We start from the raw sequence: 15,848 nt of genomic DNA, 5'->3' as shown, positions 1-15,848 counted from the left end.
CCCCAGGGACGGGTTTATGGCGTCCCGTGAAACGGGTGTAGAGTAGAGCGCTGTCAACAATGATCTTCAACGACTATGCCCTGCCGCACGCGGCTACTACATATCAGAGGAGGTCTCATTGCGGACAGCGCCCCCTCGTCGAACCGGACGTGCGGTTTTACCGCATCCGGCTCTCCGATGATCTCTCGCCTCAAGGCATTCACAGGGAGTTGACGGCTCTTTTATGCAGATAGACCAGCCCCTTGGACATAAGCGCCTTGTACAACGACGGTCCATCAAGGTGCCGGCAGTGCCGGTGGCTCCGTGTCCTCATAAAGCGACTGAACCGGGTCTGCACGTACCAATCAATCTTCTTGAACGACACCTTCGGGTATCCGAAGGAAAAGTAGTTGCCCCAGCCAATCAGAAATCGATTGACCTGATCAATTACTTTTTCTACCGGCTCTTGAATCCTGCGAATCGTCAGAGCATGTATCCTCTCCCGCGCCCGTTTCAGGCTCTTGGCAGAAGGGACAATGTTCAAATACCGACCCGCTCCGTACAGACTGCGATCAAAGCGGAACGTAAATCCAAGGAAATCAAAACTACTGCCGGGATCTTTCAAGTTAACTATGGTTGTCTTGTTCCGATTCAGGATCAGGTCGAGTTCCCCCAGCGTCTTGTCAACAAAGGCGTGAATGCGAGGTCCGATGTACCGAGCCATGATAACCCAGTCGTCGGCATATCGTACCAGCCTTGCGTTGGCAAAATTGCGGGGACCTTCCGGGCTGTGAAAGCGTTGGTCGAATTCATGGAGAAAGATGTTGGCCAGCAGAGGCGAGATGACTCCACCCTGTGGCGTACCCTTGCGGGAGCGAGTGATCTTGCGACCGCCCTGCCCATCCTCTTCAACGATATCGCTTTTCAACCACATCCTGATCAGCTTCAAAACGGATCGGTCAGCTATTCGACGCTCCAGGCATTGCATCAGTTTGCCATGGTCAATCGTGTCAAAGTAGCTGCTCAGATCCGCATCCAGGACTTCAGTAAATCCCGCCTTGAGCGCCTGCCGAATCGCGGCGAGAGCATCATGGGCCTTAAGGCCCGGGCGGAATCCGTACGAGCAGTCCTCAAAGTCTGCCTCGAAAATCGGCTCCAGGATCAACAGGACCGCCATCTGTACAACCCGATCCTTGACGGTCGGGATACCCAGCGGACGCATCTTTCCATTCGCCTTTGGGATATAGACCCGTTTTACCGGCATGGGCCGGTAGGTCTTATCCTTCAATTCCTGCTGTATTGTTTGCAGCAGGCCTGCTACACCTTCCGAACTCTCCTTGATGGACGCAAGGCTTACTCCATCCACCCCGGCAGCGCCTCGATTGGCGTAAACCCGGTTCCAGGCACTTTGCAGTACATCTAGGCGATACACCCGGTCGTACAGGGCATAGAATCGAAACTCCGGTTCCTGCTTGGCCTTGTGGCCCAGTTTCTTTCGCAAGAGGGAGACCTTCGGGCTCAGGCCGAACTCCTGCCCTGCCCGTTTATCCGTAGTGGGAGACAAACATGTGTACTCCAAGCGGGACTTCCTCCATTGTCAGAAACACGATCAAAGTCCTGCCCCTTCGCTCCACGGGAGTTACCCCGCTTCAACACTACTATGGGCAGGTCCGACTCCCGGCCGGGACCGCACAGAGGGTTATGCATTCCCCTCCAGCGTTTGGACTCGGGCTATCTGCTGCCCTGCCCGTCCCGCCGGGTCTCCCAGGTTCCCTGGCGCTCCCTTGAGTACATGCCATCTCCAAACACCCCGGGCGGCCCAACGCAACGCTCCTGTTGTCTCATCGCGTCAATGACTGGCTTCCCCATGACCTCGGAGGGTCGCCGCCGCCAAATGTGTAACGAGGCCGAATCGAGTTCACAGATGTTACGGCCTATACTCTATCTGACCTTACGGCCTTTTCCGACCCTGCTTGACGATTCGGGTTACCCCTACACGCCGGGTCGGCGATTTCGCGGTGAACAGGCAATTACCGCGGGTGGCATCGCAGCCACCAGATTCGCCAGAGCTTCGCCTGGCACACGAGGTCGACACCGGTTTCAATGCCAAAGATTGATGGTAATCAGAAAAAGGATTATTTAGCGCCTGCCAGCCTGTTGCCGAGATTGAATTCAACGGCCAGCCGGGCGACAGCCGGTGGTACCAGGTGGGTCCACTTTTCTCCGGCCACCATGCGACGGCGAATTTCCGTTGAGCTCAGACCTTTTTCTTCCCGGGGGCGACGCCAGAGGATCTCGGTCTTGAGACCCAGTTCCGTAAACATGGTGAGCTTTTTCTCGCCCCAGCTGTCATAGATGGTGAGATAAAAAACCGCATCCATGGGCACATAGTACCGGTACAGTTCCGGAAAATTGACCGGAAACGGCACCACTGAATACTCATCGGCCCGCAACCCGGCCCCGGTCAGGGCAGCCCGTACCATCAGGTAGCGTTCGTAATAGGTGAGAGGATTGGCCTCAAGGCTGCTTCTGGCACTGTCCGCCTCGTCTTTTCTGGTCAAGGTCGGGTCAGGGTTTGAAATCCCCACCACCAGGTGGTTACATCGCTCTTTGCCGGCCAGCAGATACACCAGGTGATCGTTATGCAGCACCTGAAAACGTCCGTGGATGAAGCCGGTTGAGACAACGGTACTTTTTCCCATCAGATATCTCCCTCGTCGATCCTGAAAGGTTTTCGATTGCCGGGCCAGTACGGCTGGTCTGCCGGGGTATCCATCAGGCCCTGCAGCTTGGCCCGGTCCAGCCAGTTCAGGACACAGTACATGAAATCTTGTCCTTGAAGCTGGCCCAGTGCCCCGCCGGCGCAGTGCACTTCATCAAAGCTTTTCACCCGGTCCCGACGGATCCCGGGGCCGATGGCCATGATGGGTACCGGTTCACCGGAATGAATAAGGGGACCCGCGCTGGGAGTGGAGTGGTCGGCGGTTACCACCACCATGGTCTCGCCATCGAGAAGCCTGTCCAGCACCTGGCCAAGCCCCCGGTCCAGCGCCTCAATCACCGCCACCTTGTTGCGGGGGTTTTTCGTATGCGCGGCCTGATCAGGGGCTTTGGTATGGACGTGAAAAAAGGAATACTGCTCTTTATGCCCGGCAACCCACTGGAGCCGCGCGCAAAGATCCATCCCGGGCCTGGCCGTATCGTCTACCCGGTGGACGTCCAGGCCGATAAATCGCGCCAGGCCCCAGTACATGGGACCGGAAGCGATGGAAATGCCACGGAGTCCCCAACGAAGGGAGAAGGGTTCCACCCGCTTCCACTGGCCGGCCCGCTGGGTCACCAGTCCGTTAACCGGCACCAGTCCTTTCTCTTTCCTGGCCAGATTCACCGGATGGGCGTCAAGAACACGCTTGCACCACAGCAGATACGTTTTCAGAGCCCGGGCGGTACGGGCGGCCCGGGGTCCTCCTGTCCGCAGAGGTTGAACCTCGACGAGCGGCTCACCTTCAGCAAAACACTGACTGTCGGTTATATGGGGCGAGACCGGCCCATTGAGCAGTACAACGCCGTCCAGATGGCCGGTTTGTACATAGCGAAACGAGATCTGATCGGTGCTAAACGATTCAATCGCTCCGGTTACCAGTGCCGCCTCTTCATCGCTCGCCTCCGGCCGGTCTTTTTCCAGCAGCAAAAGATTATCGCTTTCCTGCAGGGCGGCAAAGTGGGCCAGCAGAGCCACCTCTTCCGGCGCGATAGCTATTTCGGCCCCCAGGGCCTCCAGAAATCCGCGGCCGGGAAACTCGTCGGCCGAGTAGCCGAAAATGGCAAAGTGGGCATTTTCACTGGGCAGAACCCGTCCAGGACGGCTGGCATGCAGCAGGCCGCTTGATCCCATGGCGGCAAGACTGTCCAGATTGGGCGTTCGGGCGGCCTGCAGCGGGGTTGCATCGTTTAGCTCTCCATGGGCGCGATCACCCAGGCCATCGAGGAGAATCAGGACGCAGCGGCGGGCAATGGAAGGACTGGTCGGGGACATGAATTATGTTCCTCCCGACCACTCTGTTGCCGGGAAGCAACCGGATGCGGTGCCGACGGTGGCAAAAGGGTGTGGAGTTTTCATTGCTGCTTGCGGGTGCGGACTGAAACCTGAAGTCGACATTTTGCTCCGGACGGTCGGTCCGACCATACCGGCAGCCGTCCTCTCCATCGGAAAACCCGATGGGAACCATGGCAAATATTGCAATTACCAGTTTGACTTTTGCCTGTAATTAGAGCAGGATTTCGCCCATGAAATTTGATATCCATGTTCATACCACGCTGTCACCATGCAGTCAATTGGAGCTGGCCGATATCCTTGCCAGGGCACAAGTCCAGGGGCTTGACGGGGTGTGTATCACCGATCACGATACCATGGCTGTTCGCCACCAGCTCAACGAAGGTATCCAGGCCAATGGTCTCTGTGTTATTTTCGGCATGGAATATGCCACTGCTGAAGGAGATTTTCTCCTGTTCGGTCCCTATGAGGGATTGAGGCCCGGGTTGCCGGCCCGACTTGTGTTGCGTCACGTTGCCGATACCGGCGGGGTTGCCGTGGCAGCCCATCCGTTCCGGGCCAGACGACCCACCAGTGAACATCTCATTCACCACAGGTGGTGTCGTATTGTGGAGGGGGTCAACGGGAGGAACAGCGTTACTGAAAACCAGGCCGTTATACGCTGGGAGCAACGCTATGGCGTGAGCCTGGTGGGCGGCAGCGATGCCCATGCACTTGCCGAGCTGGGTCGGGTACCCACTGAACTGCTCACGCCTGTCACCACAAGATCTGAATTCATCCAGGCCCTCAGGCGGGGAACTTACCGCCAGGTCCGCCCCCGGGAACTGTCCTGTCGGGCCGCCTGACGCTTCTTCTTTTTACGCGCTGACCACCAGGCAGGCCAACGACAACGACTTGACCCGGGCAGCACCGGGAAGGCGGGGACACGGGAAACTGAAAAACTTCGGGCCCTGCCGGGTGATATAACCTCAGGGCAAGGCGAGCAGCTTTGCCTGTTCAGCTTCCTCCGGGCTGACACGCATCCCGGCCATGAGTTCGCCGATCCGGTCGACCATTTCCTGGTCGTCCACCGCGAACTGGGCCATGATCCTGCCCTCGAACATGACCGCAATCCGGTCGGAGAGCGCCAGGGCCTCACCCAGATCGCCGGTGACCAGGAGAACCCCTGCCTCCTCCCGGGCGCCCAGCAAGAGCTTCCATACCTCTTCGATGGCGCCGATATCCAGGCCCTGGGTGGGCTGTTCGGCGACAACGAGCCGCGGCAGACGGTAGAACTCGCGGGCCAGGACCATCTTCTGCAGGTTACCGCCGGACAGCTGGCGGGCCCGGAGGGTGACGTCGGGCGGCTGGACATTGAACTCGCGCAGCAAAGTCTCACATTTTTTCCTGGCCTGTTCCCGGTGCAGCCAGGGACCGGAGCTGAATCCCTGGCGGGTGGTGAGCAGAAAATTATCCACCAGGTCCATGGAGATGCAGGTGGCCAGACCCCGCCGGTCCTCGGGAATCCAGGATAACCCCTTGCGCCAGGGCCGGGCCAGGTAAAACTCGTCCCAGCTCCGACCGAGGATCCTGACCGAACCCCTGCCCGGCCGCCGCAGACCGCAGACCGTCTCCACCAGTTCCCGCTGACCGTTACCGGCCACCCCGACCACGCCAAGCACTTCACCGTGCCGTACTTCGAGACTGATCTCTTCAAGGGTGTCGTCACCCAGATCCTGGACCCGGAGCACCACCTGGTGCAGTTCCATGGGTTCCCGCTCCACCTCCAGCAGGACCTCGCGGCCCACCATGCGGCCTGCCAGCTCGGCCGGAGAGGCGATCTCGCTGGCCGGCACCTCGTCCACCACCTCGCCCTTGCGGAGGATAGCGATCTCGTCAGCCACCGACATCACCTCGTCCAGCTTGTGGCTGATAAAGACAATGGCCCTGTCCTGAGCCGCAAGGCGGTGAAAGGAGTGAAAAAGCTGTTCGGTCTCCTGGGGGGTGAGCACGGCGGTGGGCTCGTCGAAGATGAGGATCCGGCTGCCGCGCTGGAGCAGTTTGAGGATCTCCACCCGCTGCCGCTCGCCCATGGAAAGCTCGGAAATCCTGGCCCGTGGATCCACCGGCAGCCCCACGGTCTCGCCCAGTTCTGCCACCACGTCGCACATGGCCGCCGGACGCAGAAAAAAGGACTCTTCCTGTCCCAGAAAGACATTCTCGGCCACAGTCATGGCATCCACCAGCATGAAATGCTGATAGACCATGCCGATGGAGGCCTGGATGGCGTCCCGGGCCGAGGCAAAGCGTACCGGCTGCCCATCCACCAGGATCCGGCCACCATCGGGCTGCAACCGGCCCGCCAGGATGGACATCAGGGTGGACTTGCCAGCCCCGTTCTCGCCAAGCAGCGCCTTGATCCGGCCCGGCCTGATCGTAAGCGAGATATCGCGATTGGCCTGCACCCGACCAAAGGATTTGGAGATATGTTCGAGCGTTATGGATGGAGTGTGTCCATCTGTCATGTCATGCCATCCTTAACATAGTCATCTGCCTGTCCCTGCCGCCCCGGACGGAGACCGACCTGCAGCGCAGCCGCGCCCGGGCAGTCAACGCTCAGTCCCGGCGTCCGACAATGGGTTTGACAAACTGGGATTCCGCATCCCAGGGAAAGAGAATCCAGGTGTTCTGGCTCACTTCGGTGACATAGGTGTCCACCAGCGGCTTGCCTGCCGGCTTGGCGTAGACCGAGGAAAAATGCGCCTTGGGCAGCATTTTCCTGACCACATCGGCGGTCCGGCCGGTGTCCACCAGGTCATCGACGATAAGCCACCCGGTGCCGCCGTGGTCCACGGCCTTGTGGATCTCGATCTCGCCCTTCTGGTTCTGCCAGTCATACGAGGCCACGCAGACCGTGTCCACCACCCGGATATCCAGTTCCCGGGCAATAATGGCCGCCGGCACCAGGCCTCCCCTGGTGATGGCGATGATCCCTTCAAAAAAGTCCATCTCGAGCAATTTCCAGGCCAGAGCCTTGGAGTCACGGTGCAGTTGTTCCCAGGAGATGGGATAGGTCTGGGTGTAGCGGGATTTTTCACTCATGAGCTGTGCCTTAAGCTGATTTTTTTGGTTTTGCTGTTACTGTCCATCCGCAGCCACCCGGAGTCCCCGCCCTATTCCCTGGGCTCCAGGTTCACGCCCAGCGCTGCCGGGGCCTTGGTACCCTGGCCACGCACATAGGCCAGGATCAGCACCAGGACCGTCAGTCCGTAGGGCAGCATGAGCAGCAGGGATGAGGGCAGGGCCGTGCCCATGGCCTGGAGCCGGAACTGGAAGGCCATGACCCCGCCGAACAGGTAGGCTCCCAGCAGGGCCCGGCCGGGCTTCCAGAAAGCAAAGATCACCAGGCCTACGGCGATCCAGCCGCGGCCGGCAGTGATGTTGGTGGCCCAGAGATGGGTATAGGCCAGGGAGAGATAGCTGCCGCCCAGGCCGCCGAGAAACCCGCCGACCAGGATACCCCCCCACCGGTAGCCCAGCACGCTGATGCCGGCGGCCTCGGCCGCGTCTGGATTCTCTCCGGCCGCTCGCAGCCGCAGGCCCCAGCGGGTATACTGGAAGAAATACCACAGCATGGGCACCAGCAGATAGGAACAGTAGACCAGCAGGTCCTGGTGGAAAAACACCGGTCCGACCAGCGGCAGATCGGCAAGACCGGGAACATCCAGAGGATAGAATCCCGGGGCCTGCAGGCCGACGAACGAAGTACCGAAATAATTTCCCATGCCGGTGCCGAGAATGGTGAGCGCCAGGCCGGAAACCACCTGGTTGCCGAGAAAGTTCAGGCACACCAGGCCATGCAGTCCAGCCAGCAGGGCACCGGAGACACCACCGGCCACCAGCCCCAGCCAGGGATCGCCGGTCACCCGGGCGGTGATAAAGGCCACCAGCGCTCCGACAAACATGATCCCTTCAACGCCGAGATTGAGCACACCGGATCGTTCGGTGAATATTTCGCCCAGGGTGGCATACAGGATCGGGGTCCCTGACTGGACCGCGGCGGCCAGCAGGGGGATGATAATTTCCATGTTCATAACCGACCTCGTCTGCGCACCTGGTAATCGATAAAGAAACTGCCCGCCAGTACAGTGAGCAGGATCAGTCCTTCCATGATCGAGCCGAAGGCGGACGGAACCTGCAACTCCAGCTGCAGGTTTTCGGTACCCACCCGCAGCCCGGCCAGGAGAAAGGAGGCCACGGCGATGGCCAGCGGATTGAGCCTGGCCAGCCAGGCCACGACAATGGCCGTGTAGCCGTAGCCGGCCATGACCGAGGGCTGGAGCCGGTTCAGGTTGGCCGAGACCTCGATACAGGCGGCCCAGCCGGCCAGGCCGCCGGAAAAGCCCATGACCAGGTAGACAAGCAGGTTATAGGGCATGCCGGCGTAGCGGGCCGCGCGGACGTTCTCCCCGCAGGCGGCCAGCTCAAATCCCAGCCGGGTATAGCGGAAGAAAACCCAGATCGCGATTCCGGCCAGGACACAGACCACGATGCCCCAGTTCAGCCGGGTCATACCGATCATGGGGATGATGGCGTTGTCGGAAAAGGTCGGCGTCATGGGGAAGCCGAAACTGACCGGATCCTTCCAGGCACCGTAGACGAGAAATTCCAGAAACAGAATGGCGATGTAGTTGAACATCAGGGTGACGATGATCTCGTTCACCTGCCAGCGCAGCCGAAAGAAGGCCGGCACCAACCCCCACACCGCTCCGGCCCCGAACGAGACCAGCCCCATGAGGGGCAGGAGCAGGTACCATGGCAGGCCAGGCAGGGTCAGGGCGGCCCAGGTGGCACCCACCGCGCCCATGGCGTACTGCCCTTCAGCGCCGATGTTCCAGATCTGGAGACGGAAGGTAACCCCCACCCCCAGCGAACAGAGAAATATGGGTACCGCCTTGGCCAGGGAATCCTCCAGGGCCCAGCGGGAACCGAAGGCGGACTGCAGCAGCACCCGCATGCCCTCCACCGGCGGGGTACCGCGCAGGGCCAGGATACCACCGGAAAAGAGCAGGGCCAGCACCACTGCCGCCAGAACGACAAAGGCGGAATAGAAGCCCAGCGGCTTATCCCGCCTCTGTATACGAAAGCCTAACATGGACCTGAATCCGTGACGGAAAAATTATTGTTTTTTTGTTATCTGCCTTAAATCACAACAAAAAAAGAAAGATAACCTGAGATGTTTCTTTTCACCCATCGCAATGGAGCCGCCCTCCGGGAGCTGTACTTTCACCGCATCCGCTGCGTCATCAACCCATTGATAGAACGTCACTCTAATCAATGGGCCTCTTCCCGGAGTCTACGCTTACCTGGCGGCTGCGGCGAAATTCCAGCTTCACGGATTCAGGATGGATGTCGGGGCTGGTTATTCCACCGTCCCGATGACGCCCTCGACAAACCAGGTCATGCCGAGCAGATCCTTGTCCGCGGCCTTCTGGCCCGCCGGAATCCGCATCTTGCCACTCTGGTCCCTGACGGGACCGACAAAGACATCGGCCCGGCCGGCCTTGAGGTCCTCTTTCATGGCCAGAACGCGTTTCTGGACCTCTTCCGGGACCATGGGCGCGAACGGGGCAATATCGACAATACCGGTCTCGATGCCGGGCCAGAAGGAACCGGTTTTCCAGGTGTGGTTCTGGACCTTTTTCACGGTCTCCACGTAGAACGGGGCCCAGTTCCAGATGGCCGCGGTCAGGTGGGCCCTGGGCGCGAACTTGGACATGTCGGAGTTATAGCCGATGGAGTAGACCCCCTTTTCCTGGGCCGCTTCCTGGGCAGAAGGGGAATCCTGGTGCTGGGTCAGCACGTCGGCACCCACGTCGAGCAGGCTCTTGGCGGCCTCCTTTTCCGTTACCGGATCATACCAGCTCTTGGTCCAGACCACCCGCACCTGGGCCTTGGGATTGACAGCCCGGGCACCAAGGGCAAAGGCATTGATGCCGCGGATAACCTCGGGGATGGGGAAGGCGGCCACATAGCCGATCACGTTTGATTTGGTCATGGCGCCGGCCACCATGCCGGTCAGGTAGCGGGCCTGGTACATCCGGCCGAAATAGTTACCCATGTTGGGGGCGGTCTTGAAACCTGAGCAGTGCATGAACACCGTCTTGGGGAACCGTTTGGCCACTTTGAGCATGGGGTCCATGTAGCCGTAGCTGGTGGCAAAGATCAGATCATAGCCCTTGCGCGCCATGTTGAGAATGACCCGCTCGGCGTCCGGGCCCTCTTTTACCGCCTCCACATAGGAGGTCGTGACCCCGGGCAGCTTCTCCACCGCCTGGCGGCCCAGATCGTGGGCATAGGACCAGCCCGCATCACCGATGGGCGAAACATAAATAAAGCCCACCTGCATCTCCCTGGCCTCAGGGGCCGGGCCTCCACAGAGCATGGCCACAGCCAGAACCAGCAACATCACCAATCTACGCATTGTTCTCCCTCCAGTAGAAAAACAGTTTTTTCGCTACCCATGTTCCGTGTTTCTGCATGGAAAATCATCCATGTCACGACCATGGAGACCGCATTGGAAAGCGCCATATTAGGACAGGAAAAAGAGTTCTGTCAACTCTTTACCACGAGCATCGGAACACAAAGGGTGATACCTTTGCTAACCCTTTAAAGCAAAAGAAATTTTGCCCACCATAACCAATCCATTCTCTTTGGTCACAGGTAATCGGAAAAATCAGGCTGTGATTTTGTTGCACATCCTGCTGATCTACGATACTGTTTTCATATAGGGGCGTTATGAAAGCTCGGCATCTTTCGTTTGAAACCAGCCTGCTGAATTCTGACCCCGCCCTTTTTCCAAAAAGCAAGTCACCCGTCTGGTTTCGGTGCCCATTCCCCCTCTCCAGGGCGCCGAAACCGGGCACCAGGACCGTTACCAAGCAGGCTCGGGACCTCGAGCCAACCCGGGGGCGCATATCATGAATCCACACATCCTTGCCATTGACCAGGGGACCACATCGGGCCGGGCCATTGTCTTTAACCGTAACCTGGAGATCATCGGTGTCGCCCAGCAGGAGTTTCCGCAGCATTATCCCGCTTCGGGCTGGGTGGAACACGAACCCGACGACCTCTGGCAGACCACCATCACCACCTGCCGAGAGGTCCTGAAGAAGACCGGGCTGACCGGTGCCGACATCGCCGCCATCGGCATCACCAACCAGCGGGAGACCACCATCATCTGGGACCGGGAAACCGGCCGCCCCATCCACCGGGCCATCGTCTGGCAGGACCGCCGGACCAGCGATCACTGCGAATCCCTGAAGAACGAAGGGCATGAAGAGCTGGTGGTCTCAAGGAGCGGCCTTCTCCTGGATCCCTATTTTTCCGCCACCAAGGCGGCCTGGATCCTGGACCACGTGGACGGTGCCAGGGACAGGGCTGCCCGGGGTCAACTGGCTTTCGGCACCGTGGACACCTTTCTCCTCTGGAAGCTTACCGGTGGCCGGGTGCATGCCACCGATGCCACCAACGCCTCCCGGACCATGCTGTACAATATCCATACCGGGGCCTGGGACCGGGAACTGCTTGACCTGTTCACCATTCCCGAGGACATTCTCCCCGAAGTCCGGGACAGCGCCGCTGACTTCGGCACCACGGATCCCGACCTGCTCGGCCACCCCATCCCCATCGGCGGTATTGCCGGTGACCAGCAGGCCGCCCTGGTGGGCCAGGCCTGTTTCGAGCCCGGGATGCTCAAATCGACCTACGGCACCGGCTGCTTTGCCGTGCTCAATACCGGTGACCAGCCGGTCCGCTCCACCAACCGGTTGCTGACCACCATCGGCATCCAGCTCGGCAGCCGGCCCACCTATGCCCTGGAGGGATCCATCTTCATTGCCGGGGCCGCCGTGCAGTGGCTGCGCGACAGTCTGGGTATCATCAGAAACGCCGCCGAATCAGGCACCCTGGCCCGCCAGGCCGACGAGCGCCAGAATGTTTACCTGGTACCGGCATTCACCGGCATGGGGGCGCCCTACTGGGATGCGGAAAGCCGGGGCGCCATGTTCGGACTGACCCGCTCCACCGGCCCGGCGGAGTTTGCCCGGGCCGCCCTGGAATCGGTCTGCTACCAGACCAGGGACCTGCTGGAGGCCATGGGCCGCGACTGGAGCGGGATGCCCGGCCGGGAAACCGTGCTCCGGGTGGATGGCGGCATGGTGGCCTCGGACTGGACCATGCAGTTCCTCGCCGATATCCTCAACGCCCCGGTGGACCGGCCGCGTATCCTCGAGACCACGGCCCTGGGCGCCGCCTACCTGGCCGGCCTGCAGACAGGAATCTGCCCGCCTCCGGACCGGTTCGCCGCCTCGTGGAAACAGGACCACCGGTTTCTTCCCGGCCTGGACGAGGCCACCCGGGCGACCAAGTACAGCGGCTGGCAGGACGCGGTCCGGAGAACGCTGAGCCGCCGCTGAGATACCACAATACCCTGAAATATTATTTTTTGATTAGAATCAAGGTGTTGTGATGAAATGAACCGATAAATCGTGTACCCTGGCCGCTGAAAACAAGGTCCTGCCATGGGTCACCGGCAGGGCCTGGCCCATGCAACAGACGGCCTCACCCTCCGTGTCGGGCCGATGATTTTCGCAGCACCGGATGCTGCGGGCATGCAACCCACCTGATAAACAGCAACAGAAAGGAGACAACCATGCGAAAACCCGCCAAAACCTTTTTCCTGAGTCTGGCCATGGCCACGGTGGTTACCGGAATACAGGCAGGAAACAGCTGGGCTGTGACCGAGATCCAGTGGTGGCACGCCATGGGCGGTGTCAACGGTGAACGGGTCAACAAGATAGCCAGTGATTTCAACGCCACCCAGAACGAGTACAAGGTCGTGCCGGTCTACAAGGGTAATTACACCGAGACCATGACCGCGGCCATCGCCGCCTTCCGGGCACACAAGCAGCCCCATATCGTCCAGGTCTTCGAGGTCGGTACCGCCACCATGATGGCGGCCCGGGGCGCGGTCTACCCGGTGGAGCAGATGATGAGAGACGCGGGCGAAAAATTTGACAAATCCGGCTTTCTCCCGGCCGTGATCAGCTACTACCAGACCCCGGAGGGCGAACTGCTCTCCATGCCCTTCAACAGCTCCACGCCGGTGCTCTGGTACAACAAGGACGCCTTCAAAAAAGCTGGTATCGCCGAGCCGCCCAGAACCTGGCCCGAGATGGAAACCGCCTCGCAGAAACTGCTCGATGCCGGCTATAAATGCGGATTTTCCTTTGGCTGGCAGTCCTGGGTCATGGTGGAGAACTTCAGCGCCTGGCACAACCTGCCCATGGGTACCAGGGAAAACGGTTTTGCCGGCCTGGACACCGAGTTCACCTTCAACAACAAGCATGTCAAGCGGGTGATGGCCGACGTGGGCCGCTGGCAGCAGAGCAGAATCTTTCAGTACGGCGGTCGCCGCGGCGACTCCCTGCCCATGTTCACCAACGGCGAGTGTGGCATGTGGCTCAACTCCTCGGCCTATTACGGCGGGATCAAGAAGCAGGCCAAGTTCGAGTTCGGCCAGGCCATGCTGCCCTATTACCCCGACATCATCGACTCCCCGCAGAACTCCATCATCGGCGGTGCCACCCTCTGGGTCCTCAAAGGACATCCCAAGGGCGACTACAAGGGTGTGGCCAAGTTCATGAGCTATCTTTCCTCGCCCGATGTCCAGGCCTGGTGGCACCAGGAGACCGGCTACGTGCCGATCACCACCGCGGCCTATGAGCTGAGCAGGAAGCAGGGCTTCTATGAAAAAAACCCGGGGACCGACACAGCCATCAAGCAGCTGAGCCTCAACACCCCCACCCCCAACTCCCGCGGACTTCGTTTCGGCAACTACGTCCAGGTACGCGACATCATCAACGAGGAAATGGAGGCGATCTGGAACGGAACCAAAACGGCCTCCCAGGCCATGGATGACGCGGTCGCCCGCGGCAACAAACTGCTGCGCAAATTCGAGAAGGCCAACCGCTGATTCAGAAAATCCTTGGAACACGGCGATGGATGAGGGCTGCTCCTCCTCCATCGCCGCCCCCTGCCCATGATCAAACGCACCCATTTCAAACCCTCTATCCTGCCGTATCTGCTCGTCGCGCCCCAGGTGCTGATTACCCTGGTGTTCTTCATCTGGCCGGCGAGCCAGGCGGTCTACCAGTCCATGCTGGTGGAAGATCCCTTTGGCCTGAAGACCGAGTTTGTCTGGTTTGAAAACTTTGTCCAGCTCTTTGGCGACGACATCTATTTCAACTCGTTTCTGCGGACCATTGTCTTTTCCTCGCTGGTGGCCGCGCTCTCGCTCAGTATCGCCCTGATCCTGGCCGCCATGGCCGATCATGTGGTCCGCGGCACCACGGTCTACCGGACGCTTCTCATCTGGCCCTATGCCGTGGCTCCTGCCGTGGCCGGGGCGCTGTGGATGTTTCTCTTTGACCCGACGCTCGGCATCGTATCCTACATGCTGCACGGTATCGGCTACGACTGGAATTACCGCTTAAACGGCAACCAGGCCATGGCCCTCATCGTGCTGGCCGCGTCCTGGAAACAGATCAGCTATAATTTTCTCTTTTTTCTCGCCGGGATGCAGGCCATCCCCAGGTCCCTGATCGAGGCTGCGGCCATCGACGGGGCCGGCCCGGCCAGGCGGTTCTGGACCATCATCTTTCCCCTGATCTCACCGACCACCTTTTTTCTCCTGGTCATGAACATCGTTTACGCCTTTTTCGACACCTTCGGCATTGTCCATGCGGTGACCAAGGGCGGTCCGGCCAAGGCCACCGAGATCCTGGTCTACAAGGTGTACAATGACGGGTTCATCGGCCTGGACCTGGGCGGCTCGGCGGCCCAGTCAGTGATCCTGATGGTCATTGTCATCGGCCTGACCGTCATCCAGTTCCGCTACATAGAGCGCAAGGTGGAGTATTAGTCATGATTGAACGCCGACCCCTGATCAGCTGGCTCAGCCATATCGTTCTCCTGCTCGGTATCGCGGTGGTCGCCTTCCCCATCTGGGTCACGTTTGTCGCCGCCAGTCACGACGCGGTACGCATGACCCAGATTCCCCTGCCCCTGTGGCCCGGTGACCAGTTCTTCCATAACCTCCGGGAAACCTTTGTCCAGGGCGTGGGCAACGCCCGGGAACAGTCGGTGGGACTTATGCTCTTCAACAGCCTGATCATGGCCATGATGATCGCGGTGGGCAAGATCATCATCTCGCTTCTGTCGGCCTTTGCCATTGTCTATTTTCGCTTCCCCATGCGCATGGCCTTTTTCTGGATGATATTCATCACCCTGATGCTGCCGGTGGAGGTCCGTATCCTGCCCACCTTCGAGGTGGTTGCCAACCTGGGCATGCTCAACAACTACTGGGGCCTGACCGTACCACTCATCGCCTCGGCCACCGCCACCTTCATGTTCCGGCAGGTTTTTCTCACCGTGCCCGACGAGCTGCTCGAGGCCGCCCGCATCGACGGGGCCGGACCCATGCGCTTTTTCAAGGATATCCTCCTGCCGGTCTCGCGTACCAATATCGCCGCCCTGTTCGTCATCCTCTTCATCTACGGCTGGAACCAGTATCTCTGGCCCCTGCTCATCACCACCGACAAATCCATGTACACCATCGTCATGGGGATCAAGCAGATGCTCGAAGCGGCGGAGGAATCACCCCAGTGGCACCTGATCATGATGACCACCCTGCTGGCCATGCTGCCTCCGGTGCTGGTCGTGGTCGGAATGCAGAAACTGTTCATCAAGGGACTCACCGAAACGGAGAAATAAA

At 59.9% G+C, this 15,848-nt stretch carries 12 protein-coding genes and 2 pseudogenes; 5 read left to right on the top strand and 9 right to left on the bottom strand.

Features of this window, described 5'->3' with window-relative positions; translation table 11 throughout:
• Nucleotides 1-199 precede the first annotated feature (199 nt).
• From ltrA to GF1_RS15725, 3 genes are all read right to left on the bottom strand, one after another.
• Nucleotides 200-1,543: a group II intron reverse transcriptase/maturase gene (ltrA, locus tag GF1_RS15735; RefSeq protein ID WP_267926035.1), complete on the bottom strand. Its 1,344-nt coding sequence runs from the start codon at nucleotides 1,541-1,543 to the stop codon at nucleotides 200-202.
• 571 nt (nucleotides 1,544-2,114) lie between these two features.
• Nucleotides 2,115-2,681 (bottom strand): nucleotidyl transferase family protein, encoded by a 567-nt coding sequence (locus tag GF1_RS15730; protein WP_267927503.1) that lies wholly within the window; start codon nucleotides 2,679-2,681, stop codon nucleotides 2,115-2,117.
• Nucleotides 2,681-4,015 (bottom strand): BPG-independent phosphoglycerate mutase family protein, encoded by a 1,335-nt coding sequence (locus GF1_RS15725; protein WP_267927502.1) that lies wholly within the window; start codon nucleotides 4,013-4,015, stop codon nucleotides 2,681-2,683. The genes GF1_RS15730 and GF1_RS15725 overlap by 1 nt, the downstream gene beginning before the upstream one ends.
• Before the next feature lie 251 nt (nucleotides 4,016-4,266).
• Between GF1_RS15725 and GF1_RS15720 the strand changes: the two genes are divergently transcribed.
• Nucleotides 4,267-4,878, top strand: coding sequence for a PHP domain-containing protein (locus GF1_RS15720; protein ID WP_267927501.1), 612 nt, complete (start codon nucleotides 4,267-4,269; stop codon nucleotides 4,876-4,878).
• Nucleotides 4,879-5,001: 123 nt separating this feature from the next.
• Here the strand turns inward: GF1_RS15720 and GF1_RS16635 are convergent.
• From GF1_RS16635 to GF1_RS15695, 6 genes and pseudogenes are all read right to left on the bottom strand, one after another.
• A pseudogene (locus tag GF1_RS16635) lies at nucleotides 5,002-5,718 on the bottom strand (ATP-binding cassette domain-containing protein); the annotation flags it as partial.
• 318 nt (nucleotides 5,719-6,036) lie between these two features.
• Nucleotides 6,037-6,456, bottom strand: a pseudogene (locus GF1_RS16630) (ATP-binding cassette domain-containing protein); the annotation flags it as partial.
• A gap of 172 nt (nucleotides 6,457-6,628) precedes the next feature.
• Complete coding sequence (gpt, locus tag GF1_RS15710) at nucleotides 6,629-7,114, bottom strand: xanthine phosphoribosyltransferase (RefSeq protein WP_267927499.1); 486 nt, start codon at nucleotides 7,112-7,114, stop codon at nucleotides 6,629-6,631.
• A gap of 71 nt (nucleotides 7,115-7,185) precedes the next feature.
• On the bottom strand, nucleotides 7,186-8,106 hold the full coding sequence (locus tag GF1_RS15705; RefSeq protein WP_267927498.1) for an ABC transporter permease: 921 nt from the start codon (nucleotides 8,104-8,106) through the stop codon (nucleotides 7,186-7,188).
• Nucleotides 8,103-9,167 carry an ABC transporter permease gene (locus GF1_RS15700; protein ID WP_267927497.1) on the bottom strand — a complete coding sequence of 355 codons (1,065 nt, stop codon included), beginning with the start codon at nucleotides 9,165-9,167 and terminating at the stop codon, nucleotides 8,103-8,105. Before GF1_RS15700 ends, GF1_RS15705 begins: the two co-directional genes overlap by 4 nt.
• A gap of 267 nt (nucleotides 9,168-9,434) precedes the next feature.
• Nucleotides 9,435-10,457, bottom strand: a complete 1,023-nt coding sequence (locus tag GF1_RS15695) for a BMP family ABC transporter substrate-binding protein (RefSeq protein WP_435051716.1) — start codon at nucleotides 10,455-10,457, stop codon at nucleotides 9,435-9,437.
• Nucleotides 10,458-10,992: 535 nt separating this feature from the next.
• Between GF1_RS15695 and glpK the strand changes: the two genes are divergently transcribed.
• The 4 genes from glpK (at nucleotide 10,993) to ugpE (ending at nucleotide 15,847) form a co-directional block, all read left to right on the top strand.
• A complete protein-coding gene (gene glpK / locus GF1_RS15690) occupies nucleotides 10,993-12,489 on the top strand; it encodes a glycerol kinase GlpK (RefSeq protein WP_267927495.1) in 1,497 nt (498 codons plus the stop codon).
• Between the two features lie 275 nt (nucleotides 12,490-12,764).
• Nucleotides 12,765-14,048, top strand: a complete 1,284-nt coding sequence (ugpB, locus tag GF1_RS15685) for a sn-glycerol-3-phosphate ABC transporter substrate-binding protein UgpB (protein WP_353740467.1) — start codon at nucleotides 12,765-12,767, stop codon at nucleotides 14,046-14,048.
• A gap of 66 nt (nucleotides 14,049-14,114) precedes the next feature.
• Complete coding sequence (ugpA, locus tag GF1_RS15680; protein ID WP_267927493.1) at nucleotides 14,115-14,996, top strand: sn-glycerol-3-phosphate ABC transporter permease UgpA; 882 nt, start codon at nucleotides 14,115-14,117, stop codon at nucleotides 14,994-14,996.
• A gap of 2 nt (nucleotides 14,997-14,998) precedes the next feature.
• Nucleotides 14,999-15,847 carry a sn-glycerol-3-phosphate ABC transporter permease UgpE gene (gene ugpE, locus GF1_RS15675; protein WP_267927492.1) on the top strand — a complete coding sequence of 283 codons (849 nt, stop codon included), beginning with the start codon at nucleotides 14,999-15,001 and terminating at the stop codon, nucleotides 15,845-15,847.
• The last annotated feature ends 1 nt before the right edge of the window (nucleotide 15,848 follow it).

Source organism: Desulfolithobacter dissulfuricans (genome assembly GCF_025998535.1).
Classification (GTDB): Bacteria; Desulfobacterota; Desulfobulbia; order Desulfobulbales; family Desulfobulbaceae; genus Desulfolithobacter; species Desulfolithobacter dissulfuricans.
Note: the sequence above shows the minus strand (reverse complement) of the source record. Positions and strands in the feature narration are given on the sequence as shown.

Bases quoted from the DNA above. Each gene is read 5' to 3' on its own strand.
- GF1_RS15730 (WP_267927503.1), bottom strand. From the start codon at position 2,681: ATGGGAAAAAGTACCGTTGTCTCAACCGGCTTCATCCACGGACGTTTT.
- GF1_RS15725 (WP_267927502.1), bottom strand. From the start codon at position 4,015: ATGTCCCCGACCAGTCCTTCCATTGCCCGCCGCTGCGTCCTGATTCTC.
- GF1_RS15720 (WP_267927501.1), top strand. From the start codon at position 4,267: ATGAAATTTGATATCCATGTTCATACCACGCTGTCACCATGCAGTCAA.
- gpt (WP_267927499.1), bottom strand. From the start codon at position 7,114: ATGAGTGAAAAATCCCGCTACACCCAGACCTATCCCATCTCCTGGGAA.
- GF1_RS15705 (WP_267927498.1), bottom strand. From the start codon at position 8,106: ATGAACATGGAAATTATCATCCCCCTGCTGGCCGCCGCGGTCCAGTCA.
- GF1_RS15700 (WP_267927497.1), bottom strand. From the start codon at position 9,167: ATGTTAGGCTTTCGTATACAGAGGCGGGATAAGCCGCTGGGCTTCTAT.
- GF1_RS15695 (WP_435051716.1), bottom strand. From the start codon at position 10,457: ATGCTCTGTGGAGGCCCGGCCCCTGAGGCCAGGGAGATGCAGGTGGGC.
- glpK (WP_267927495.1), top strand. From the start codon at position 10,993: ATGAATCCACACATCCTTGCCATTGACCAGGGGACCACATCGGGCCGG.
- ugpB (WP_353740467.1), top strand. From the start codon at position 12,765: ATGGCCACGGTGGTTACCGGAATACAGGCAGGAAACAGCTGGGCTGTG.
- ugpA (WP_267927493.1), top strand. From the start codon at position 14,115: ATGATCAAACGCACCCATTTCAAACCCTCTATCCTGCCGTATCTGCTC.
- ugpE (WP_267927492.1), top strand. From the start codon at position 14,999: ATGATTGAACGCCGACCCCTGATCAGCTGGCTCAGCCATATCGTTCTC.